We start from the raw sequence: 21,836 nt of genomic DNA, 5'->3' as shown, positions 1-21,836 counted from the left end.
GTACCGTGGCATGCGAGCAATTGGCTTGTGCTGCTGCGACTTCGGTGTCGCGGTGCGCCGCCTGCCGCGGGGGTGCGGGTTGAGCGCCTAGACATGCGGGAACACCGTCAGCGTCGACGGCGTGACCTGCGCCGTCACCAGAATCGCAGCGAAAGGGCGGAGGGATCGGACATGGGCTCGTCAGGGGTCAGCTCGCGTCTGGGCTCGCGCTTCGGGCCCTACGAGCTGCAGTCGGTAATCGGCATTGGCGGGATGGGCGAGGTCTACCGCGCCTACGACACCGTGCGCGAGCGCATGGTCGCGCTGAAGGTGCTGCGGCCCGACGTGGCCGCCGATCCCGTCTTCCAGGACAGGTTCCGCCGAGAGTCGCGGATCGCAGCGCGACTGCAGGAGCCACACGTCATCCCGGTGCACGACTTCGGCGAGATCGACGGTGCGCTGTTCATCGACATGCGCCTGGTCGAGGGCTCCAGCGTGAAGGAGGAGCTGCGGCATCACGGGTCGCTCCCGCCGGGTCGGGCGGTGTCGATCGTCGGTCAGGTGGCCTCGGCGCTGGACGCCGCGCACGCCAACGGGCTGGTGCATCGCGACATCAAGCCGGAGAACGTGCTGCTGACGACGGAGGACTTCGCCTATTTGGTGGACTTCGGCATTGCTCACGGCGGTGGTGAGGCGACGGTGACGAGGACGGGCCTGGTCATCGGGTCGGCTGCGTACATGGCGCCGGAGCGGTTGAACGGCGAGCCGGGTGGCCCGCCGTCGGACGTGTACTCGCTGGCGTGCCTGCTGTTCGAGAGCCTGACCGGTCGGGCGCCGTTCGAGGCGGGTGACTTGCGGCAGGTGATGAGTGCGCACCTGTTCTCGCCGCCGCCGCGGCCGAGCATCATGCGCCGCGGCGTTCCGGCGGCGTTCGACGACGTGGTCGCCAGGGGCATGGCGAAGAACCCGGCTGAGCGATACGGGTCGGCGGGGGAGTTGGCCCGCGCTGCGTTGGCGGCGTCGTCGGGACGGATGGCGCCTGTTGCTCCGCCGGTGCCACCTCCGGTCGGTCCGCCGCCGACGCGGCAGTTCGCGACGCCCGATCCGCGCCCGGCGTACGCGTCGCACCCGTCGCTGCCGGTGCCGCCGCCGGCGCGCAAGGCCGGGTTGAGCCGGACACAGAAGGCGCTGTTGCTCGGGACGTTCGCGATGTTCGCCCTGGCGGCGGTGCTGGCCGCGGTGGTGGTGGCGAGCGGCGGGGGTTCGGATGACTCGCCGGCACGGACGCCTTTGGCGGTGCCGCCGTCGACCGCGCCGTCCGCGGCGCCGACGACGACATCGGAGACGACGACGAGTACGTCTCCCTCCACGACGTCGTCCACTACTACTTCCACATCGCCGTCGACCACGACGTCACCGACGACGAGTGGGGCGCCGATCGCGGGAGTGTCCGGCGCGGACGCGCAGGGCTTCGTCGGTCACTCGGCGCGCTGTGACGCGGGGAGTTCACCGGCGGCGATGATCAGAACGGCGAACTCGCTGGCGATCGTGTGCGAGACGGGGTCGGGGAGCTACTACTACCGCGGCGAGCGGTTGAGCGACGGGGCGCAGCTAGTGCTGCAGAACGCGACGCCGGCTGGCGGTGGGTTCGACGTGGTGAACCCTGCGGACGGCTCGCGGTACCAGGTGCGGCCTGATCAGCTGACGATCTCGAGCAGTCGTGGGTCTGAGTCGGATCCTGCGTTGGAGTATGGGGCGCGGTAGAGGCGGCAGGGTTGTTCGCTGATGGCGGCACCGACGCGCAGGGGTCCGCCGGCAAGAGTCGTCTAACCCGGTGAGGGGCGGTTGCAGACAGCCGTGAGAGCCCCGAAAAACGCTCTGGCGAGGGATTGCAGAGGGCATGTCGGCCTGCGTGCTAAATCCCGTCGACTATCCGCAGGTAGGCGGCGCGGCGACCGAGATGGCTGCTCATTCGTTCCGGCATTTTGTGGCCGCCAAGCTGGGGTCAGTCGGAACCGCATGTACTGCAGCTAGGTGAGGCGGAGCGAACCTCCTCGAGCATGCCGATCTCCGAGCAGGTCTGGCCGGGCGCGCGATGCCCGCACCGAGATCCGACGCGGTGAAGGAGAGCTTGAGCGACGGAATCAGGTGGTTTGGCGCGTTCGTCTCCGCGGAGTAGGGGGGTTCGCCCCCGGTTCTGGAGTTGACGATCTTCAGGATGCTGGGCGGGATACCTCCCATTACGAACGCGGTGCCATCTCTTTACCGGTCCCGCACGTCCTCCAAGCGTGCCATCGCAGCCGTGACGTCTAAGTCCGGTGTTCCGATCCGGCCAATGTACCGCCCGAGCTTCTGCACTAATGCTTCAGCGTACGGACTGTCGAGCGTCGCGAGCCGTTCGTACTTGTCGCTGTCCGCGTGTGTCAAGTGTATGATTTGCTGTAAATCCACTACCAGGTCTGGAATGTTCCATGCGCTTGGTAAATAGAAGTCTCGGTCGGCATTGCGGCCCGACCTCTGTCTATTACGCATCGTGTTCTCAAGCTGTTTCCGCTGAGTCTGGTCGTTGTGGCGGTCGGCGTCACGCCACGCAGCGTACTCCCCGGTTTCAACCAAGGGAATGCAACGGGCTAAAACGACGAACTCAGCTTTCAGGCGCTCGGTAACGAGATCACACGCAGGCGTGAGTACTACATACCAACTATCTGGTCGTACGTCGCCATCCGCGTTGTTTTGAAACCCTATCAATGGTCCGTGAATGATGTCGCCGGTTGTCAACGATCCAACTGGTGGCATCACGTAGAACCGCATAGGATGCACTGAGTCAGTTTGCAGTTCTACACCGGGTATGTCGTTAAGCTTGCCATCGAGAAGTTCGCCTCCGCTAGCGAGCGACAAAGCCAGCCGCCGGAGCAGCAGATGCGCCACATCGCCCTTACGGGGCGGGCTTGCAAGGTCGTGCCAGTGGTGCTCGACGAATTCCATCATGAAATCCCGCATCACTCCTTCGACATGAGACAGTAATTCGGCGTGTAGGAGAGGCAGGGTCGAATCAAAGACGTCACGAACTTTGTTGCGTAGCTCTTCAGGCTCAGCTTGCTTGGAGATAATATCAACGAACGGCGAGCGGACAAGATCCTCGGCCAAATTTGGAACTGCCGTGTAGAAAACTACGGGAATAAACTTGCGAGATCGAACCTGTTGAAACACATCGAGTCCGAGGTCTCCAGCCGTCGAGTCATCATTATCTCGAACGTCTCCCAGAGGTTCGACCGCTGACTCGTCTCGTATATCTAGGACAACCAAGTCGTAACGCTGATCTTCAAGTCGTGTCAGCGCATCGGCGAAGCTCGTCGTGTAGTCGACGCTCGCCTTCTCGCCACGCGAAGAGATGGTGCCGCTCCGTAGCAGTTCCGCAGTTTGACTAGCAATGGTCTCTTCGTCGTCTACCACTAGGATGCGAAACAGCGTCACTGTTCGACCCGCTTCCTCAATGTTGCTCTAAAGTTGGCGCCGCCAAGGCTACCCGGCGGAAGTAGTTCAAGTGTTCCGCCGTAAAAGTCCTCTACTATTTCGCCTGCGATTGAGAGGCCCAAGCCAACACCACCCTCCCTAGTCGTGAAGTACGGCTCAAAAATGTGGTCTCGGGCTTCGTGATCGACGCCAGGTCCTGAGTCCTCCACCGACAGCGACACGCTGCCGTTTGAATTTCGCGCAACGTCAATTGCGATATGCCGATTTCCTTTAGGTACCCGCCGGATCCAGTGAAGGCTGTTCTTGAGAAGGTTGACAATTACTTCCTGGAGTTCCGTACCGTCGACGGTAACAGTTGTCGAACCTTCGGGCAGACTGACTGTTGCGCCAATAGTGTCCATTTCGCTTTGCAAGAGCCCGACCGCGTTCGCGACAGCGTCTTCGACCTTAAATTTGGGGGGTCTGCCGCGGCGACGACCCCCAAACGGCTCGACCCGACGCAACACATCTCCGGCAGCCTTCATCTGACCTCTGATGAGAGATAAGCGAGCCCGCACATCTTCGATATCCGCCTGACCGGCCAGCTCTGAACGGTCGATCCTCTCGATAGCTAGAGCTGCGGCTTGTCGCGCCGCAACAAGCGGCTGAGAGAGTTCATGAACGATGCGGTCTACTAGTTGGCCCAGGGTCGCCAAGCGATGATACCGGGCCAGCACTTCGCCGACTTGATCTTGCCGCTGATCCAGTTCCCGTTGTAGGTCGGTAATCATCACAGCGACTTTGTCGTCGCTAGGAATCCTTGCTGAGATCGCCGTCGACAACTCCGAAAGGTCAACACGGTCTAGGAGTCCCCCACGGCGTCGCTTCTCCCGTCGCGGCCGCTTGTTGTAACGAGCATTTTCGAGTTTCAAGAGAAGTTGCAGAACGGTGGTACGCAGGTCTTGGAGCGCAGGCCCATCGACCAAGCCCTCACGGTTGGTCTGGTCGATTAGCATGGGATTCGTATCCCGGCCGATCTGCAGGTAGCCGACGACCTGATTGTTTGAGAGTCTCTGCGTCGGCGAATTGACACGCCGTAGGTCTAGGCCCAGCCAATCATCTCCCTGCTCTCCGTACGGGAGGACGCGAAAGCCGTCGCGATAGATGCTGACGCCAGAAGCGGTATCCAAAATTGACCGAACCGAGCTGGGCGGTAGATCGCCGGCGATCTCCCGCAGGGATGCGACATCGCGATCCCAAGCGCGGAGACGAATAGTATACGGGCCGCACTTGAGCTGTTCATGATCCGATGGAACGTTGGATCCGGCGTCAACGAGCTGGGCATCGAAATCCATGGGTTCGTCGTCTTTCAACCTCATGGAGCCGACGGCGTGGCCAAGTGTGTCGACCGTTGCTTCGAGGGTGTAGTGAGGTGTCTTCAACTGCTCAGGCGGCTCGATCACTCCACTGAGACCCAGTTCGGGCGGGACTTCCAAGACGATAGTGAAGTCTGCATTGACGTCTCGGTCTAATGCGAAAGGACTCACTAGGCGCGACAGTGTGGTCTGCAGTTCGGCTACCGTCTCGGCGGTCCAATCAATGCGAGAGCTTTCCATGCGAAGAAGAGTTCCGTGTGTGGCCGTTGGTTGACTTGCAGGATCCGCCTCCTCCGAACCGCCAAGGTAGTCTGCGACTACTTGGCGCCATAGGTCCGCCACCTCACCTGTGCGGGTGAACAGCTTGGGTGGCATCTGCACCCAGTCGACGGCGATTTCGTCTAGGTATTTGTCCTCGTCCGCAAAATCAGTCCAATCGAGTTGCACCCGAACCTCAGAAGCATTCCCGGCACGGGAGGTTAGTTCCAGCTTCTCGGCTAATTTTGCCGCAGCGAATCGACCAACGCCCTTTTCGCCGAGCATTCTGCGGCCGCGGTTGCTTTGAGTGTGACGGCGACGACTCGAAGTGGCTGGCTCCAGCCATGTGCTGACGATCGTCTCCGAAGACATTCCAACTCCGTCGTCGAGCACCTCGATCATTCCGTTGCCCGCTTTGATCCGATTGCCTGATGCAGTTCCACTCAACCGAACTAGAACAAAATCCGCGTCGGCATCAAACGAGTTCTTCACGAGTTCAGTGACCGCGACGGTATCGCTGCTGATCAATTCCAGTCCGATAGTGAGCATTAAGCGGGCGCGCGGACGCATTCTCGCTGAAGTGTCGCCTCCGTCGGCGTTCATGTTTGGTTCCTCCTGGGCCTAGCATCATAAACGTAAATGTAGAAATGCTCCTCGCAACCCGTGGAACACGCCTGTGTCGCGCGATGCAGGTTGGGATGCAGACCTACGTCGAGCGCATAAACGTGGATATCCTATTCGGACAAATGGGCTTTATTCAGCGCGACGGGTGGCTCGAGGTAGCGCCTCACTGACCAGACTATGTCGTCGTTATCGTCGTGTTCCCAGAACCGCAACACCGTCCAACCTCGTTGCAGCAGGATGTCGGTGACCCGCCGGTCCCTGGCCCGGTTAGTTTGGATCTTGTTCTGCCACCACGCCGTGTTCGATTTCGGTGCGGTGTAGTGAGCGGGACACCCGTGCCAAAAGCAACCGTCGAGAAATACGACAAGCCGTCGGCCCGTCCATACAATGTCGCCGCGGAACGTGTGGTCAGCCAGCAGTTTCCGGTCAACGCGATAGCGGTAGCCGAGGGCGTGAAGCTGGCGCCGAACCCGCATCTCGAAATCGGTGCCTGCGGCCTTTTGCGCCTTCATCCGTTGCCGGACCTGCTCGGTCGGGGGTTTGACCGCTGTGGCAGGGCGTGAGTCTGCGTGGATTCGTGGGAGTGCTCTGTTGGGCGGCGAGCCTCGACTAGGCGTCACACACCTATCATAGTCTTGCCGCATGACGAAGGATGTGCACGCCGCCGCGACCGTCAGCTACGCCGTCAAGCAGATCCGAGGCCCGTTGCTGACGCTGTCGGCTCATGCCGCGCACACCGTCTCGGACAAGGGGCTCGCCGACCTGTGTTCCGAGTTGCGCGGCCTCGGCGTTCCCTTGGCCGCCGATCTCTTCAGCGGAGCTGGCGGAATGAGCCTCGGGTTGGAGGATGCCGGGTTCCGGGTTGTTCTGGGAGTCGACCACTATGGCTTCGCCGTGGAGACTCACAGGCACCATTTCGCCGGGATGTCTGTTTTGGAGGACCTGTCGGATCCCGCTACCGTGACACGTATCGCGAAATTGCTGAAACGCAACAAAGTCGAACTGCTAGCGGGTGGCCCGCCATGTCAGCCATTCTCGCGAGCGGGAAGATCGAAGATTCGGAACCGCGTTCTGACCGGGGCGGCCGATCCCCATGATGAACGACGTGACTTGTGGCGGTCATTCCTCGAGGTCGTACAGTTGTGCCGCCCGAAGGCGGTAGTGATGGAGAACGTGCCGGATATGGCCCTAGATCGCGAGATGTTCATTCTGCGCAGCATGACCGAAGAGCTTGAGCAGATCGGGTACTCGGTGTCCGCACGAGTGATTGACACATGGCGCTATGGTGTCCCGCAGATGCGGCAGCGTCTGTTGTTGGTAGCGCTCAAGGGCGCGATCAAGTTCAGGTGGCCGGATGAGTCACCTCGGCGGGTCACCCTTTGGAACGCAATCGGAGATATGCCTCCGGTGGAGGGGGGCTGGCGTCCAAAGGGCGGCGCGTTCGGATGGGCCGATTACGGCGGACCTCGAACCGAATATCAACGGTGGTTACGACGTCGAGTGTCGGAAGACGACGCCGAGCGGTTGTTCGACCACATCACTAGGCCGGTGCGCGAGGATGACCGAGCGGCCTTTGAATCGATGACGCACAAGACCAAGTACACCGATCTTGCACCGGAATTTCAACGTTATCGCAAGGACATCTTCGACGACAAATACAAAAAGCTCGACGAGAACGATCTATCGCGGACCATCACGGCCCACATCGCCAAGGACGGCTATTGGTACATCCACCCACGGCAGCCGCGAACACTGACTGTGCGGGAAGCGGCTCGGATTCAAACGTTCCCTGATGACTTCCGGTTCGCTGGTCCACCGTCGGTAGCTTTCAAGCAGATTGGCAACGCCGTACCTCCACTTATTGGGCAGGTGATCGGCGAGGCGGTGCGGTCGTCGTTCAATTCGGGGGTGAAGGAGAGGACATCGACCCGACAGGTCTCTGCGGAGCTGGCTCGTTGGTTCTCCGAACAGCCCACCATCGGCCCAATGCCTTGGTTGAAGACTACAAGCCGGTGGAAATTCGTTCTGGGCGAGATGTTGCTCGACCGCGCTACCCCCACGGTCATGAGTGCGGTCTGGAAAGTGATCGACACTGCCCAGGGCGACGTGTGCGCCAGTAACCCCCCACCGAAGGCAGGAATCGATCTGCTAGACGAGCTGATGTCAGGGATTGGCCGAGGGCAGCGGATGTCGGCCGTGCACCAGCTGGCTGAGCAGATGGCAGTCGCCCCGACTGCGCTTTGGCAGCCGAGCATCGACCGCGCTGCTCTGTCCGCCTTGCCGGCGGCTCTCTGCGACTTGGTGGAACTGGCGTTGCCCACCACAGCGGACGAGAAAGACACGGAAGAGCCTGTATTGATCACGAAGGGTGTTCTCCGCGTCGCGAGCCGGTTCCGAGGTAGTGATGCCGACAAGAGGAACGTGCAGACGGACGGTCGGATCGCAGTAGCCGGCATGGTTGGGCTCGGGGACCACTCTCGATCTGCACACCTAGCGCTGATCGCTCTGGCGGCCGCAACTTGCCTAGTGGACAGGCCCAAGTGTGGGGACTGCCCGTTGAATCGGTGGTGTACGGCTGCGCAGCCCTAGAAACCTAGTCCTCGAGCCAAGTCGGGGTGCTGCTCACTCATGACCCTCATGACGCTGCGGAACCCGTCGTATTCGCCGGACTGAATCGCCGCCGATTTCAGAGCCAAGCCGACCTCCGCTAGCGCGCCGCTGACCGGTGCTTTTTCATCGCGCTCAGCCACGTCGTCGTCAGCTTTATCGCCGACGTCGGCGTCTTGGCGTCGGTAAACCCGATCGGCAAGGATGCACAGCTCGCTGACCGGACGGTCAAGCATCTGCTTGAGCTGCGCGGGTACGGATACCCGCATCTTCGCGACGTTGATGTTGAACACTTCGTCGAGGTTGCTGTCGAAGTCAAGGCTCGCGCGTGCCAGCTTCGTATGCTCGTCGATGCCGCGGGTGCCTGCCCAACTGCCCCACTGCACCAGCCGATTCTCGCGGTAGATATAGAGACCTTGTTGTCTGTTCCAATTCAGAGGTCCCGCGGCTTCGTCGAATGCACTGAGGGTGCTGAACGTTTTCTTGCCGGGGAGAATGTAACGACGGAGTTCCACCGCCCCAACGCCCGTGGCACTCTCTAGCTCGAACTGCTGGTTGGTCAGCTGCTGGGTGCCTGGTTCGTGTCGGACGAACGGGTCCCATGCGTGCACTTTGTCGCCGTTGACGCGCATGGAGATTCTTGGAGCGCCACTCTCACCCGTGAGAAACCGGTGAAACACCATGGCGAGATGCTGTTTCGTCTTGTCCGCGAGGACCTCGAAACGCCGTTTTGCCCAACCTCCGTGGGCGCCAGAGGCGGGAAGCACTCGATCGAGGTTTTGCCAGACTACGACTGTGCCGGTGCCGGTACCGAGCATCTCCTCGCTCTTTTCGACGGCGTGGTCGCGGGGGTTCTCGGCTAGAACCCATTCGTCGAGTTGCGCGATCAGATCCAAGTCCAGAGATCGCCATAGTGGACGCTTGCGGTCGGCGGGCCTTGATACAACCGTCACGCATCTAGCCTGGGACAGCGATGCCGTTTTGAGACCGAGACCGTAGCGACCCAGATCGCCGGACCCGTAGGTGCGGCGGCTACCAAAACGCAGTGCCTCCATCATGCCGCGGGCGTTGAGGCCGGAGCCGTTGTCGGCGACATAGACCGCTGAGTCCGGGCCCGCGAACTCGATCTCCACTGCCACGTCGGTTGCGCCTGCCGAGATGCTGTTGTCGATCAGGTCGGCGACCGCGCTGACGAAGTCATAGCCGATGTCCCGCAGGGAGGACGTGAGCCGAGCCGCCGACGGGGCCGCAGTGGAAAGTTTCATTGCAGCAACGCTTTCAGTTCAGTGCTATTGATGGGCTCAAGTTAAGCAGCATGCTCGGACAATTACTGGCCGACTCGCGGCCACAGAGCCCTGCGCGGCCCGGTGCGTAAATTTGCAGCTGAAACCCGACGTCAAGCACTTCCAGGCATCAGAACGGTAGCCCGCATCGGCGGTGCGACAGCGCTTGGGGCCCTACCCGCCGTAGCCTCGCCCTGTGGATGGGGACACATCTGGGGATAACTTCGATCTCGCCGCGCCGGACCCGGCCGCCTTGGTGGAGTCACTGCGGGCGTTCGGCTACACGCCGCAAACTGCCGTGGCCGATCTGATCGACAACAGCATCACCGCGACGGCGGACCGGATCTGGATCGAATTCGACTGGGACGGTGCTGACAGCCGGATCGCTATCGGGGACAACGGCCTAGGCATGACCGAGGCCGAGCTGAAACAGGCGATGCGACCAGGCAGCATGAGCCCGCAGGAGAAGCGGGCCGTAGACGACCTCGGCCGGTTCGGACTCGGACTGAAGACTGCGTCCTTCTCGCAGTGCCGAGAGCTGACTGTGATCACGAAGACGAAGGCGGATGGCGTTCACGCTCGCCAGTGGGACCTAGATACCGTGGTGGCGACCCACGAATGGCGCCTTTTGCACGGCTATCCCGAGAACTGCGCCGACCTCGCCGAGCGCTTGGACGCGCAGCCTCGGGGGACGGTGGTTGTCTGGCAACATCTGGACAGGATCGTGGGTACTGCGGATGTCGACGACGAGGACGCACACCGAAGATTCCTGGAGTTGGCCAGGTCTGTGCGATCGCACCTGTCGATGACATTTCACCGTTTTCTGGCGCCGCGCGAGGGCCGGACCGTGACGGTCAACGACCATGAGGTCCCGCCCTGGGATCCATTTCTATCGCGTAGCAGGGCTCGTCAGGTTCTGGCGGCCGAGGAACTTCCGCTCGCGGGCGGCAAGGTGGTGGTCCAGCCCGTCGTGCTGCCTCACCGCTCGAAGCTGACCGCCGAGGAATTCGAACTTGCCAGCGGGGAGCGTGGCTGGAACAGCCTGCAAGGGTTCTACGTCTACCGGAACAAGCGCCTTCTAGTGGCTGGGGACTGGCTTGGGTTGGGTTTCCAGAAGGAGGAGCACTACAAACTCGCTCGGATCCAGGTCGACATCGCCAACGAAATGGATGCGCTCTGGCAGATCGACGTCCGCAAGTCGATGGCTCAGCCGCCAGGCGTGCTGCGCGCTGAGCTGCGCCGTGTTGCAAAAGTGACCCGGGTGCGCGCGGTGGAGGTGTACCGGCATCGCGGCAAGATCCTGACAAGGCAGAAGGAAAAAGGCCTAAGCCCGGCGTGGTTACAACTGGTGATGCACGGCAAGGTTTCCTACCAGGTGAATCGGGACCATCCCGCAGTGGTCGAGGCAATTGAACATCCGTCGGCGCAGAACGTGCGCAATCTGCTGAAGATCGTCGAGGGGACTATCCCGATTCCGTTGATCTCGATCGCCAGCGCCGAGCGGCCTGAGGAGCAGGCCGGACCCTTCGAGGGCGTTTCCTCGAATGAGGTATCCACTCTGGCGACCGCGCTGTACAAATCATTGCGTGGGCGCGGCGAAGACCATGTGGCGGCCCGCGACCGGGTGCTGACGACCGACCCGTTCCAATACTTCCCGGAGCTTTACGAGGTCTTGGACACCCATGACGAACAGGAGGCCGGTGCGTGAGTTTGACACCGTTGCAGATGGCTAGGCGGATGGCCGTGATGCTGTTGGCGCCTGTCGACCCGGTCACGAACGCGGCGGTGGTCGACGCCGTGGACCAAGTGCTCGCGATGGAGCCCATGAGTACGGTGCGACCAGAACGCGACCAGCTGATCCGCGAGGTTGAGTCGGACTGCAACGTCTATATCGCCGACTCCGGCGTCCTCGAGGGTCGGGAGGAGGATCACCTGGACTGGCTAGCCAACAGGCGCGGCGACATACGCTGGCCGCTCTGGCAGCGCTATCAGCGTTACCTGGAGGACGAGAAGGGCTGGATCGCGCGATCGACTGCCAGCCTTGGCAAAGTGACCGATCAGATCCTGGGTCAGCTGGAGGACCCTCACCGCCCCGGCAGGTGGGACCGGCGCGGAATGGTGGTCGGACAGGTCCAGTCCGGCAAGACCGCCAACTACACGGGATTGATCTGCAAGGCCGCCGACGCCGGTTACAAGCTGGTTGTCGTGCTGGCCGGTATTGACGACAGCCTGCGCAGTCAGACCCAGTTGCGATTGGATGAGGGCTTCCTCGGCTACGACACCCAGAAGCGAATGTTGTTCGACACATCTAACACCCGCCTGGGTGTGGGTCTGCTACCGGGGATCGAGTTCTACCTTGTGAACACGCTTACCAACAGCGCCCAGCGGGGCGACTTCAAGAAGAACATCGCCGAGAACGCCGGCATCAACGTGGGCGGCTCCGAGCCGCTGTTGCTGGTGGTCAAGAAGAACAAGAGCATCCTGGATAACCTCATCGCTTGGGCCACCACGACCCAACAGGTGCTGCAAAATGGAGAGACCAAGCCCAGGGTTCCCAATGTTCCGCTGCTGGTCATCGATGACGAGTGCGACCACGCATCGGTCAACACCCGGGACACGTTCGACACGCGGACCGGCGCATTCGACCCCGACACCGACCCGACGGCGATCAACGGGTGCATCCGAAAACTGCTGGACGGTTTCGAGCAGAGCGCCTACATCGGCTACACCGCCACCCCGTTCGCCAACATCTTCATCTATAGGAAAGCCAAGACGGCGGAGCACGGCGAGGATCTGTTCCCGCGAAGCTTCCTAGTGAGTCTGAAGGAGCCGTCGGACTACATCGGCGCGACCAAGGTTTTTGGGCTCACAGGTGACCCGGACGCCAACATCGAGGCAGTCGAACCCTATCCGATCACGCGCACCCTCGACGACGCCGACACCTGGATGCCCGCCAACCACAAGAACGGACACCAGGTACCTCCGAAGCTGCCGGGCTCGCTGCGTAAGGCCATCCTCAGCTTCGTATTGGTTTGTGCAGCACGCAGCGCGCGCGGTCAGTCGACCGAGCACAACTCAATGTTGGTGCACGTGACCCGGTTTAACGATGTACAGCAACAGGTGGCGGATGTGATCGGCTCCGAGCTGGCCTACATCACGAATCTGTTGGATTTCGGAGATACGCGTAAGAAGAACAATCTCGTCGATGAACTCAAGGGGTTGTGGGAGAAGGACTTCGTCACGACCAGTGCTGCGTTCGCCCACGACAAGAAGCTAGTTCAAGTCAGCTGGGACCAGGTGCACGCGGCGCTGCGCAAGGCCGCGTTGAAAATCGAGATCAAGATCATCAACGGCACCGCCAAAGACGCGCTGGACTACTTCGCCAAGCCCAACGGCGTGAGCGTCATCGCGATCGGCGGGAATAAGCTCTCCCGAGGCCTCACCTTGGAGGGACTGAGCGTCAGTTACTACCTGCGCGCCTCCAAGATGTACGACACGCTGCTTCAGATGGGTCGCTGGTTCGGTTACCGGCCTGGCTACCAGGACTTGTGCCGTCTATACACGACGGCGGAACTTCAACGATGGTACAAAAATATCGCCCTGGCAAACCAGGAGTTGCTGCTGCAGTTCGACGAAATGGCGCTGATCGGGGGAACGCCGGACGACTTCGGGCTGCGGGTGCGCCAGTCCCCGGACAACCTGATGGTGACCGCGGCGGCCAAAATGCGCACCGGTACGCCGATGAAACTGTCCTACTCAGGAAGCATCAGCGAGACGATCCTCTACAGCCGCGACGCGGCGGTCATCGCCGGCAATTTTGAGCGGACAAAACAACTGACCGCCCTGTTGCAGAACTCGGCGGTACGTCGCCCCGTCGACAGGAAGAACAACAACGTCGTGTGGGACGACGTGGACGGTCACATCGTGGCCAACTTCCTGGGTGCTTTCGAAACTCACCGAGGCGCTACCAAGGCGCAGTCTCGCGTAATGGCCGATTACATCCGAAAGCGGCTGCAGGATGACCCGGCGGAGCTGAGCTCGTGGACCGTGGCGCTGATGTCCAATCCTGGTCCGAAGCGGAACTGGCCCGGCTTTAATATTGGCTGTACGAAGCGGGCGAAGTTTCCGCTGAAGGATCCGTTAGGCGAGGAGTACGTCCTTCGCCCGGGCGAGGAGTACGTCATCCGTCGCCTGGTCAGCCCCTCGGACGAGAAGATCGACCTCAACAAGGGTGAACTGGCATCTGCGCTTCAACGCACCCGGCTGCTGTGGGACAAGGGGCTCACCAGAGGCACGACCCGGCCCGACACACCGAACGGCCCGTCGATCCGGGCGGCCCGGCCGCGCGGGCGGGGTCTGCTGCTGATCTATCTGCTTGATCCGGCGTTCGCCGAACTCGATGCCGACTCGGACCCGATAGTCGGGATCGCCGCAAGCTTCCCTAACAGCGACAACGCCGAGCCCATCGAGTACGTAATCAACAATGTCTACTGGGAGCAGGAGTTGGCGTCGGGGTGAACGTCTCACAGATCTGGGCGGAGCTGGACGCCGAGGCTGCGGCGGAGGGCCGGTTCAGGCGTCGTATCCATCAGGAGTCCGTCGCTGACCTCTACTTGGTCGTAGAGAAGCCCTCTAACACACGCGCGTTACTTATCGACGTCGACCTGTCCGGTGTTGAACTGGGAGAGCTACCCAGCGGCCGCGGGGTGGACCTATGCCGGGTGCCTGCAACGGCCAACGGTCAAGCGCTCGAGCTGGTGCTATCGAAACCGTCCTTCGCCGACCTATTTGACACGTTAGTCATCGACGTCGCCAAGGCCGCGGCAGCTGGGGTCGACAAGGCTGATGTGGCGGCCCGCGTCACCGAGCGTGTGCGGCGGTGGCAACGGTTCCTGCGCGGGAGCAGTGCCGGTCTTACACCGGAACGCCAGCGCGGGTTGTTTGGCGAGTTGTTCTTCCTGCGCACCATCCTGCTGGGTGCTGTACCGGCCTTTACTGCGGTGCAGGCGTGGGTGGGTCCACATGGGAGGCCGCAGGATTTTTCCTTCGGCGATGCTGCGGTCGAGGTCAAGACGACTATCGGTGCGCAGCCGCAGCTGCTGCGCATTGCCAGCGAACGGCAGCTCGACACGACGGCGTTGAAAAACCTTGCCTTATACCAACTTTCGCTAGACGCCCGCGAGGGGGCGGGGCAGACGCTACCCGACATGATCGCAGAGATCCGGAAGCGGTTGCAGGACCCAATGGCGACTGCCATGTTCGAGGATCGACTGTTCGATGCCGGCTACTTGGACGCCCAAGCGGGGCTTTACCGGGATGGTTACACGGTGCGCGCGGCAGGCATCTTCCTGATCGGTGATGGTTTCCCTCGACTGGTGGAGGCGGACTGCCCTCACGGAGTGGGTGATGTTGAATACAGCATCTCGGTCAGCGCACTAGGCCCGTTCATGGTGGACGCCTCTGCGTTGGTGCCGATCATTCGGGAGGCCACGGGTGCCTAACGACATCGATCAGTTTGCCGAAGATCTGCGTCAGGAGGTGCTCAGTGAGTCTCTGCTGGAGGGTGCGGAGATGCTGCGGGTGGAGACATTCACCGCCAGAATCATCCAAGAACTAACTGAGATAGGCGAACTCGATGACGGGCAGGTTGCGTACTTCCAAGACCGCGGGATGCGGGTCGGGGGATATTCGCTAGCTGACGAGGACCGCCGCTTGGACCTCATTTTGCCGATCTATACCCAGAGCGTCCCACCGCAGACGGTGCCGCGCGACCAAGTGGAAACCGGGTTCACCCGGATGCTTACATTCTTCGACAGGGCTAGGGGCGATCTGGTCCTGTCCATCGAGGAGAGCACCGCACAATTCGACATGGTGCTCAGCATCCGTGAGATGGCCGGACTCGAGAAAGTCCGGCTTTTCGTGGTGACGGACGGCAAGACCACAGTCAAGCAGCGTCCCCCAGAGACGCACGGCGGTTTGCAGGTCTCCTTCCATGTCTGGGACATCAGACGGTTGCACCGTGCGGTGACCTCAGGTCAACAGCAGGAGTCCATCAATATTGACTTCGTCCGCCGTTTCGGCGAACCGCTGCCGTGCCTAGTGGTACCGCACGAATGGAGCGACTATGCCGCGCACTTGGCGGTTGTCCCGGGATCAGTTCTTGCAGACATCTACGACGAGTACGGCACCCGGTTACTAGAGCGCAATGTCCGTGCGTTTCTACAGACCCGCGGGAAAGTAAACCAAGGAATCAGGAAGACTATTCTTAACGAGCCAAATCGATTCTTGGCCTACAACAACGGTCTATCGGCGACAGCGTCGGCAGTGAAGGTTGTCCCAATGGACAACGGAGGGTTCGGTATCGCCTCTGTGAAGGACCTCCAAATCGTGAACGGCGGGCAGACAACCGCTTCCATTCATGACGTGGCAAAGCGCACGAAGGCCGACATATCCCATATACAGGTTCCGGTGAAGTTGACCGTGGTTGCAGAGAACCAGCTGAGCGAGATCGTTCCACTCATCTCGCGATACGCGAATAGTCAGAACAAGGTCAACGAAGCAGATTTCGAAGCTAATGACCCCTTCCACGTCCAGATCGAGAAGTGGTCGCGTTCGGTGTGGGCACCAGCCGTCGGAGGCAGTCAGGTGCAAACCCGCTGGTTCTACGAGCGCGCACGTGGCCAGTATCAGGACGCGCTTGCACAGGAGAGCACCCCAGCACGTAAGCGCATGTTCAAGACGGTGAATCCAACTAGCCAGAAGTTCACCAAAACCGATCTCGCGAAGTTCGAAAACTCATGGGATCAGGTGCCTCATCTTGTGAGTCTGGGCGCCGAAAAGAACTTCAACCACTTCACGGTGCGACTCGCGCAACGTGGGCGCGCTCAGGCTACACAAGAATACTTTGAGCGTCTTGTGGCTATGGCGATCCTGTTCCGGCGGACCGAGCGGATCGTCTCCGATCAGCAGTTCGGAGGTTATCGCGCCAACATCGTCACATACACAATCGCTTACCTTGCGCACCGAACATCGCAACAAATTGATCTCGACCGTATCTGGTTGAATCAGAACATCTCTGACGCGCTGGCGCAGGCCATTGAGTCGACCTGCATTGCGGTCCGCGATGTTCTCATAGACGCACCTGGCAGCGGAAATGTGACGGAATGGTGCAAGAAGGCGGCCTGCTGGCAGCGGGTGCGGGAACTGAATCTTCCATTGCCGCGCAGGTTGACTCGCGAACTTACGGACGCCGTCCACGACGCCGGACGTATGGTGGAGTTAGTGTCGGATGCCCTCGGCGAGTCGACGCAACCGCTGGGTAAGCGGGAGATCTTAGACAGAACGGGCATTCCGGAGGAAATCTGGACCCAGACCATTCGCACGCTGCTGGCGCAGGGGCGAGTTGAGCAGTTTGGAAGCCGACGCCACGCCACATACGGGCTGACGGAAGTATCGACGGAAGCCTCTGCCTGATAGTTCGTATAAGGGCGAGCATGTCTTCGCGCCTTTATTCGGCTTGCCGTTCACAGCAGAACATTCATTCTAGGTCGTGCAGTGTCAGGATGCAGTATTTATTCTTCGACCCGTGGTCCAAGCCACGGATCTCAGGCGGAACAAGTGAGTCGAGCACCAATGGATCGGCGCGCCGGTATTTGGCGGCCACCGAAACTTCCAGCTCGAGGTACCCTCCGGAACAATGGATACGATGTGTGTACCCTGCCGCGATGAAGTATTTACAAGAGGTCGCGACACATCAAATCCCCGATGCTCTGATACGAAACTGTCACCCTGGTCCTGAGACATCACACGCATCACCGCCCCTCCCGCACCGCCAAGTAGTGCTCCGACACCGCCTCACCCTCGATCACCCTCTCCACGGCCTCCTCGATCAACCGGTCCTGCCCCGTGAGTCGTATGTAGTGCTGGTGCATGTGCTCGCCCCAGGACCGCACGATGAACGTCTCCACGAACGTCGACTCGTGTTCGATGCTGCGGAACAGCCGCCACTGCGACGCCCCGGTGCGTTGACGCGATCGTCCCAGTACCGCCATCGCCGACAGGAACGCCTCCTCGTCGGACGGCGCGACGCGATAGGACGTCAGCACCAGCACCGGGCCATCCAGCGGTTCGGGCTCGAACACCAGCGACGGCTCGGGCCAGTGCGAGGACGGCGACAGGTCCAGATCGCTGGTCTTCGCATGCAACGGCCACCACAGCGACGACAACCCGCACACCACCAGCAGCGCCGCGGCCACCAACAGGCTCGTCGAACTCGACGTCGCCCCGGCGAGCACGCCCCACACCACCGACCCGATGGCTTGTCCACCCATGAAGATCAGCTGGTACACCGACAGACCGCGGGCGCGCACCCACGCCGGCAAGCTCAGCTGCATCGACGCGTTGAGCGTCGACAGTGACATCAACCAGGACGCACCGCCCACCACCAGGGCCAGGAACACCGCCATGACGTTCGGCACCACCGCCAACACCACCGAGGCAACCGCGAAACCCGCTGCGCCGGCGGTCAGCAGCACGTTCTGCCCGAACCGCGCCCGCAGCCGTCCCAGCAGGAACGCCCCGGACACCGCGCCCAAACCGAGCGCACCCAGCAGCAGCCCGTAGCCCGCCGACGACAACCCCAGGTTGTTCGCCGCGATCACCGGAAGCAGCCCCCAGATCGCGCTGCCGGGTGCGATGAACAACGCCGCCCGCAGCAGGATCCGCCGCACGATCGGCGAGCTGCGGATGAACCGACCACCCGCACTCAGCGCGGCCAGCGCCCGCTCGGGCGGATAGTCGCTCACGACGCGCGGGCGGCGCCACCAGACGAGCACGAACACGATCCCGATGAACGACACCGCGTTGAGCGCAAACACCAGCGTCGGCCCCGACAGCGACACCAGCACGCCTGCGATCGCCGGCCCGATCGCCCGGGCACCGTTAATGCTCATGCTGCCCAGCGCAGCTGCGGCCGGGATCTGATCGGCTGGAACGAGATCCGGCTGGATGGCCTGCCACGCCGGCGCCGTCAAAGCTTGCCCGCAGCCGATGACGAACAACAACATCAGCAGCACAGCCGGCGTCGTCAACCCGAACCCGGTCAACGTCGCGAGCAGCCCCACCCCGGCGGCCATCGCCCCCTGCGTCGCGATCAGCAGTCGGCGCCGGTCGATCAGGTCGGCCAGCACCCCCGAGGGCAACGCCAGCAGCATCACCGGCAGCGTCGTCGCGGTCTGCACCAGCGGCACCAGCACCGCCGCGCGAGGATCGCCGACCAGCATCCACTGCGCCCCGACGGTTTGCATCCAGGTGCCAAGGTTGGAGACCAATTGCGCAATCCACAGCGCCCGATAGACCGGCGACCGCAGCGGCGCCCACGTCGAGGTGGACCGAGTCGCTTCGCCCGCCGATGTCATCCGCTGCTCCCGTGTCTGGCCCTCGGGCCACTCTAGGAGCCGTGGCCTCGTTCTGCGTCTGACCGCTCGGCGCCGCCTGAAACATCCGGTCGCGACAGGCTACGAACGACCACCATCCGTGCCACGATGAAAACCATGTCCGACGACGACGTCATGACCTCCGAGCGCGAGTTCAACAGGCGCAACATCGCGGAGTTCCGCGCCAACGACGGGAAGGTGGGCGGCCAGTTCGAGGGCTTCCCACTCCTGATCATGACCTCGACGGGCGCCAAGAGCGGCGAACCCCGCGAGAACCTGATCGGCTACTTCGACATCGACGACACGATCTACGTCGTCGGCTCGGCAGCCGGCCGCGACGCCAGCCCCGCCTGGGTGTTCAACCTGCGCGCCGACCCCACCGTCACGGTCGAGATCGGACCCAACCCGCCGACCCAGATGGTCGCCCGGGAACTGCCGAAGGCGGACCGGGACAACGTGTATGCGCGCATCGTCGAACTCGCTCCCGGCTTCGGCGAGTACGAGAAGCGGACCGACCGCGTCATCCCCGTCTTCTCGCTGACACCGAGCGCCTGACGTCCGCGTGACCCGGCCCTAGGCGAAGTGGCTCTTCGCGATCTGCGCGTGCACGCCGACGGTCTTGTCCACCACCTGGCTGATGGTGAAGTTCGCGGCGGCAGAAAGATAGGCGTATGCGGTGGGGCGGTCCATTCCGCGGTCGTCTTCGAGGAAGTTCAAGGCGTTGACGACTGCGCGTCGCATCGCGGCGTTCAGATCGCTGCCCTGGCCGTTGACCGCGCCGTCGGGATCTGACAGGCCGATCGGGATCCACGAGTCCTGGTTCTCGGCGAACGGATACATGTACGCGACGGAGGGAGCGTCGCCGCTGCCCTTCTTGCAGACCGTCAACCGGAACGTGCCGCGCAACGACCCCTCCATGGCCGTGAGGGCGACCTCGCCGTCGCCCATCGCCATGTGCGGATCTCCGACGTAGAACAACGCACCGTCGGCGAACACCGGCAGGTAGAACGTCGAACCCGGTCCCAGCAGCCCGATGTCGATGTTGCCGCCGCCCAGGGTGGGCGGGATCGAGTTGGCGTTCGGTGACGTCAGACCTGGAGCGTTCGCATACGCCACACCCATCATCCCCATGAACGGCCGCAGCGGAAACCGCACGGCGGCATTGCCGAACGGCATGACGCCATGTCCGTCCTCGACGGCGGTGAAGGTGGAGACGTTGCCGTACTTGGCCGGATCCTTCGTGTCCCTGCCGTCCGTCGCGCGAGGCGGCATCACCTCGTCCAGAGCTATCCCTGCCGGCGCCTCGCCCTGGGCGGTCACTCCGAGCGCACCCTTGCCGTGCCGGCTGGACACCACGCCGTAGGGGACGCGCGGCGTGGCTTCGAGCGTCTCGATCTTCAGGACGTCGCCGGACTGGGCGCCTTCGACGAAGATCGGGCCCGTGACGACGTGCGGCCCGTCGACGTCGAAGTTGCGCGGAGTGCGGTTGTATTCAGCCGCGATGTCCACCGCATCCTGCAGCACGTCCGATTCGGCGACGCCGTGAGAACCGAAGTACTCCCGGGGGTTTCGTCCCTGATCCTCCAGGATCCCCTCGTGGGACACCGCGTCGATGGTGACGGTTTGTCCCGAGCCCATGCGAAGCACCGACTGCGATTCGACTGTCGGGACGTAGCCCCACAACACCTGGTCCGGTTCGGAACTCAGGTAGTGGTCCCCGGGTCGGTCGCCCGTGCCCGGCTGCAGGATCGCGCCAGCACCCGGTATCGGAGTGCCCGACGACGTGGCACCGCTGCCGCCGCCTCCCGGTGAGGAGCACGCTGCCGTGCCGGCGATGCCGAGGCCCACCACACCGGCCACTGCCTGAGCGAACCCCCTGCGTCCGATGCCGCGGGCAAGGGTCTCGGCGGCGTGTTCGGCAAGCGGTTGTGACATGGTGCTCCCAGTTCGTTCGATGGACGGGACGTCGACCCGACCCCGCTGGGATTCCCGGAATGCATTTCTGACAGATTGCTGTGACGTAAAGGTTGCCGGCCCGGCCAGGCATCCCTGAAACCGGGACAACGATGAGTTTGGCCTGCCGCTCGGGTCTGCCTGACGTCATCACCCGTACCTTCGAAATGGAGCCCACCGTGCCCCGCACCAACCTCTCGATGTCGATCTCGGCCGACGGCTACGTCGCCGGCCCGAACCAGAGCGAGGAGCATCCGCTCGGCGTCGGCGGCCAGCTGCTGCACGGCTGGCACATGGGCCCCGACGCGGAGCACCCGGTCAACCGGCAGGTGATGTCGGAGATGCTCGACGGCATGGGCGCGACGATCATGGGCCGCAACATGTTCGGGCCGGTGCGCGGTGACTGGGGCGACTCGGACTGGACCGGCTGGTGGGGTGACGAACCGCCGTACCACTGCCCGGTGTTCGTCCTAACCCACCACGCCCACGACCCCATCGTGCTCGAGGGGACGACGTTCCACTTCGTCACCGACGGCATCGAGTCGGCCTACGCCCAGGCCGCCGAGGTGGCGGGGGATCGACCGATCAGCATCGCAGGCGGGGCGTCGTGCGGCCGCCAGGCGATCCAGGCAGGGGTGGTCGACGAGATCGATCTGCAAGTGAGCCCGGTGATCCTCGGGTCGGGGGAGCGGTTGTTCGAGGGCTTCGACGCGGGCACCCCGCGGCTGGAACTCGAGCGCGTGCTGGAGGCGCCCGGGGTGGCCCACCTGCGGTACCGCGTGCTGCGCTAGGCCGCCGGAGCCTCGCGAGGTCTACACCACGGTCGTGGCCACGCCCCGATTCACGACGCTGGTGTAGATCTCGCGAGA

At 62.5% G+C, this 21,836-nt stretch carries 14 protein-coding genes; 8 read left to right on the top strand and 6 right to left on the bottom strand.

The annotated features are described in order from the left end of the window. The first annotated feature begins 171 nt into the window (after nt 1–171). Nucleotides 172–1,743 carry a serine/threonine-protein kinase gene (locus LOK44_RS11520; protein WP_237570102.1) on the top strand — a complete coding sequence of 524 codons (1,572 nt, stop codon included), beginning with the start codon at nt 172–174 and terminating at the stop codon, nt 1,741–1,743. A gap of 498 nt (nt 1,744–2,241) precedes the next feature. Here LOK44_RS11520 and LOK44_RS11515 read toward each other — a convergent pair whose 3' ends face one another. The 3 genes from LOK44_RS11515 to LOK44_RS11505 all read right to left on the bottom strand — a co-directional run bounded on the left by LOK44_RS11515 (nt 2,242) and on the right by LOK44_RS11505 (nt 6,265). Beyond that, nucleotides 2,242–3,453 (bottom strand): DNA-binding transcriptional response regulator, encoded by a 1,212-nt coding sequence (locus LOK44_RS11515; RefSeq protein ID WP_237570101.1) that lies wholly within the window; start codon nt 3,451–3,453, stop codon nt 2,242–2,244. Further along, nucleotides 3,450–5,669 carry a sensor histidine kinase gene (locus tag LOK44_RS11510; protein ID WP_237570100.1) on the bottom strand — a complete coding sequence of 740 codons (2,220 nt, stop codon included), beginning with the start codon at nt 5,667–5,669 and terminating at the stop codon, nt 3,450–3,452. The genes LOK44_RS11515 and LOK44_RS11510 overlap by 4 nt, the downstream gene beginning before the upstream one ends. Nucleotides 5,670–5,800: 131 nt before the next feature. Further along, nucleotides 5,801–6,265 (bottom strand): very short patch repair endonuclease, encoded by a 465-nt coding sequence (locus LOK44_RS11505; protein ID WP_308192742.1) that lies wholly within the window; start codon nt 6,263–6,265, stop codon nt 5,801–5,803. A gap of 67 nt (nt 6,266–6,332) precedes the next feature. Here LOK44_RS11505 and LOK44_RS11500 point away from each other — a divergent pair, with 67 nt between their 5' ends. After that, on the top strand, nt 6,333–8,279 hold the full coding sequence (locus tag LOK44_RS11500) for a DNA cytosine methyltransferase (protein ID WP_237570098.1): 1,947 nt from the start codon (nt 6,333–6,335) through the stop codon (nt 8,277–8,279). Here the strand turns inward: LOK44_RS11500 and LOK44_RS11495 are convergent. Next, nucleotides 8,276–9,562: an ATP-binding protein gene (locus tag LOK44_RS11495; protein WP_237570097.1), complete on the bottom strand. Its 1,287-nt coding sequence runs from the start codon at nt 9,560–9,562 to the stop codon at nt 8,276–8,278. The two genes, LOK44_RS11500 and LOK44_RS11495, sit on opposite strands and share 4 nt — an antisense overlap. Nucleotides 9,563–9,776: 214 nt before the next feature. Here LOK44_RS11495 and LOK44_RS11490 point away from each other — a divergent pair, with 214 nt between their 5' ends. From LOK44_RS11490 to LOK44_RS11475, 4 genes are read left to right on the top strand one after another with little or no spacing between them, the layout of a single operon-like run. Further along, entirely contained in the window at nt 9,777–11,288 is a 1,512-nt protein-coding gene (locus tag LOK44_RS11490; protein WP_237570096.1) for an ATP-binding protein, read from the top strand. Between the two features lie 29 nt (nt 11,289–11,317). Then, nucleotides 11,318–14,098 (top strand): Z1 domain-containing protein, encoded by a 2,781-nt coding sequence (locus LOK44_RS11485; RefSeq protein WP_237570095.1) that lies wholly within the window; start codon nt 11,318–11,320, stop codon nt 14,096–14,098. Further along, nucleotides 14,095–15,081 (top strand): PD-(D/E)XK motif protein, encoded by a 987-nt coding sequence (locus LOK44_RS11480; protein ID WP_237570094.1) that lies wholly within the window; start codon nt 14,095–14,097, stop codon nt 15,079–15,081. Before LOK44_RS11485 ends, LOK44_RS11480 begins: the two co-directional genes overlap by 4 nt. After that, nucleotides 15,074–17,053 (top strand): AIPR family protein, encoded by a 1,980-nt coding sequence (locus tag LOK44_RS11475; protein WP_237570093.1) that lies wholly within the window; start codon nt 15,074–15,076, stop codon nt 17,051–17,053. The genes LOK44_RS11480 and LOK44_RS11475 overlap by 8 nt, the downstream gene beginning before the upstream one ends. A 338-nt stretch (nt 17,054–17,391) precedes the next feature. Here LOK44_RS11475 and LOK44_RS11470 read toward each other — a convergent pair whose 3' ends face one another. Continuing rightward, the gene (locus LOK44_RS11470; RefSeq protein ID WP_237570092.1) at nt 17,392–18,996 is read right to left on the bottom strand and encodes an MFS transporter; all 1,605 of its coding nucleotides are present in this window, start codon (nt 18,994–18,996) and stop codon (nt 17,392–17,394) included. Nucleotides 18,997–19,131: 135 nt separating this feature from the next. Here LOK44_RS11470 and LOK44_RS11465 point away from each other — a divergent pair, with 135 nt between their 5' ends. Next, on the top strand, nt 19,132–19,569 hold the full coding sequence (locus LOK44_RS11465; RefSeq protein WP_237570091.1) for a nitroreductase/quinone reductase family protein: 438 nt from the start codon (nt 19,132–19,134) through the stop codon (nt 19,567–19,569). An 18-nt stretch (nt 19,570–19,587) separates the two neighbouring features. Here LOK44_RS11465 and LOK44_RS11460 read toward each other — a convergent pair whose 3' ends face one another. Further along, nucleotides 19,588–20,949: an acetamidase/formamidase family protein gene (locus LOK44_RS11460; protein WP_237570090.1), complete on the bottom strand. Its 1,362-nt coding sequence runs from the start codon at nt 20,947–20,949 to the stop codon at nt 19,588–19,590. Between the two features lie 197 nt (nt 20,950–21,146). Here LOK44_RS11460 and LOK44_RS11455 point away from each other — a divergent pair, with 197 nt between their 5' ends. After that, the gene (locus LOK44_RS11455) at nt 21,147–21,758 is read left to right on the top strand and encodes a dihydrofolate reductase family protein (RefSeq protein WP_237570089.1); all 612 of its coding nucleotides are present in this window, start codon (nt 21,147–21,149) and stop codon (nt 21,756–21,758) included. Nucleotides 21,759–21,836 lie beyond the last annotated feature (78 nt).

Source organism: Mycolicibacterium lacusdiani, from assembly GCF_021916785.1.
Classification (GTDB): Bacteria; Actinomycetota; Actinomycetes; order Mycobacteriales; family Mycobacteriaceae; genus Mycobacterium; species Mycobacterium lacusdiani.
The sequence above is the reverse complement of the archived record's forward strand: the minus strand, read 5'-3'. Positions and strand labels throughout refer to the sequence as shown.

Bases quoted from the DNA above. Each gene is read 5' to 3' on its own strand.
- LOK44_RS11520 (WP_237570102.1), top strand. From the start codon at position 172: ATGGGCTCGTCAGGGGTCAGCTCGCGTCTGGGCTCGCGCTTCGGGCCC.
- LOK44_RS11510 (WP_237570100.1), bottom strand. From the start codon at position 5,669: ATGAACGCCGACGGAGGCGACACTTCAGCGAGAATGCGTCCGCGCGCC.
- LOK44_RS11500 (WP_237570098.1), top strand. From the start codon at position 6,333: ATGACGAAGGATGTGCACGCCGCCGCGACCGTCAGCTACGCCGTCAAG.
- LOK44_RS11495 (WP_237570097.1), bottom strand. From the start codon at position 9,562: ATGAAACTTTCCACTGCGGCCCCGTCGGCGGCTCGGCTCACGTCCTCC.
- LOK44_RS11485 (WP_237570095.1), top strand. From the start codon at position 11,318: ATGGCCGTGATGCTGTTGGCGCCTGTCGACCCGGTCACGAACGCGGCG.
- LOK44_RS11470 (WP_237570092.1), bottom strand. From the start codon at position 18,996: ATGACATCGGCGGGCGAAGCGACTCGGTCCACCTCGACGTGGGCGCCG.
- LOK44_RS11465 (WP_237570091.1), top strand. From the start codon at position 19,132: ATGTCCGACGACGACGTCATGACCTCCGAGCGCGAGTTCAACAGGCGC.
- LOK44_RS11460 (WP_237570090.1), bottom strand. From the start codon at position 20,949: ATGTCACAACCGCTTGCCGAACACGCCGCCGAGACCCTTGCCCGCGGC.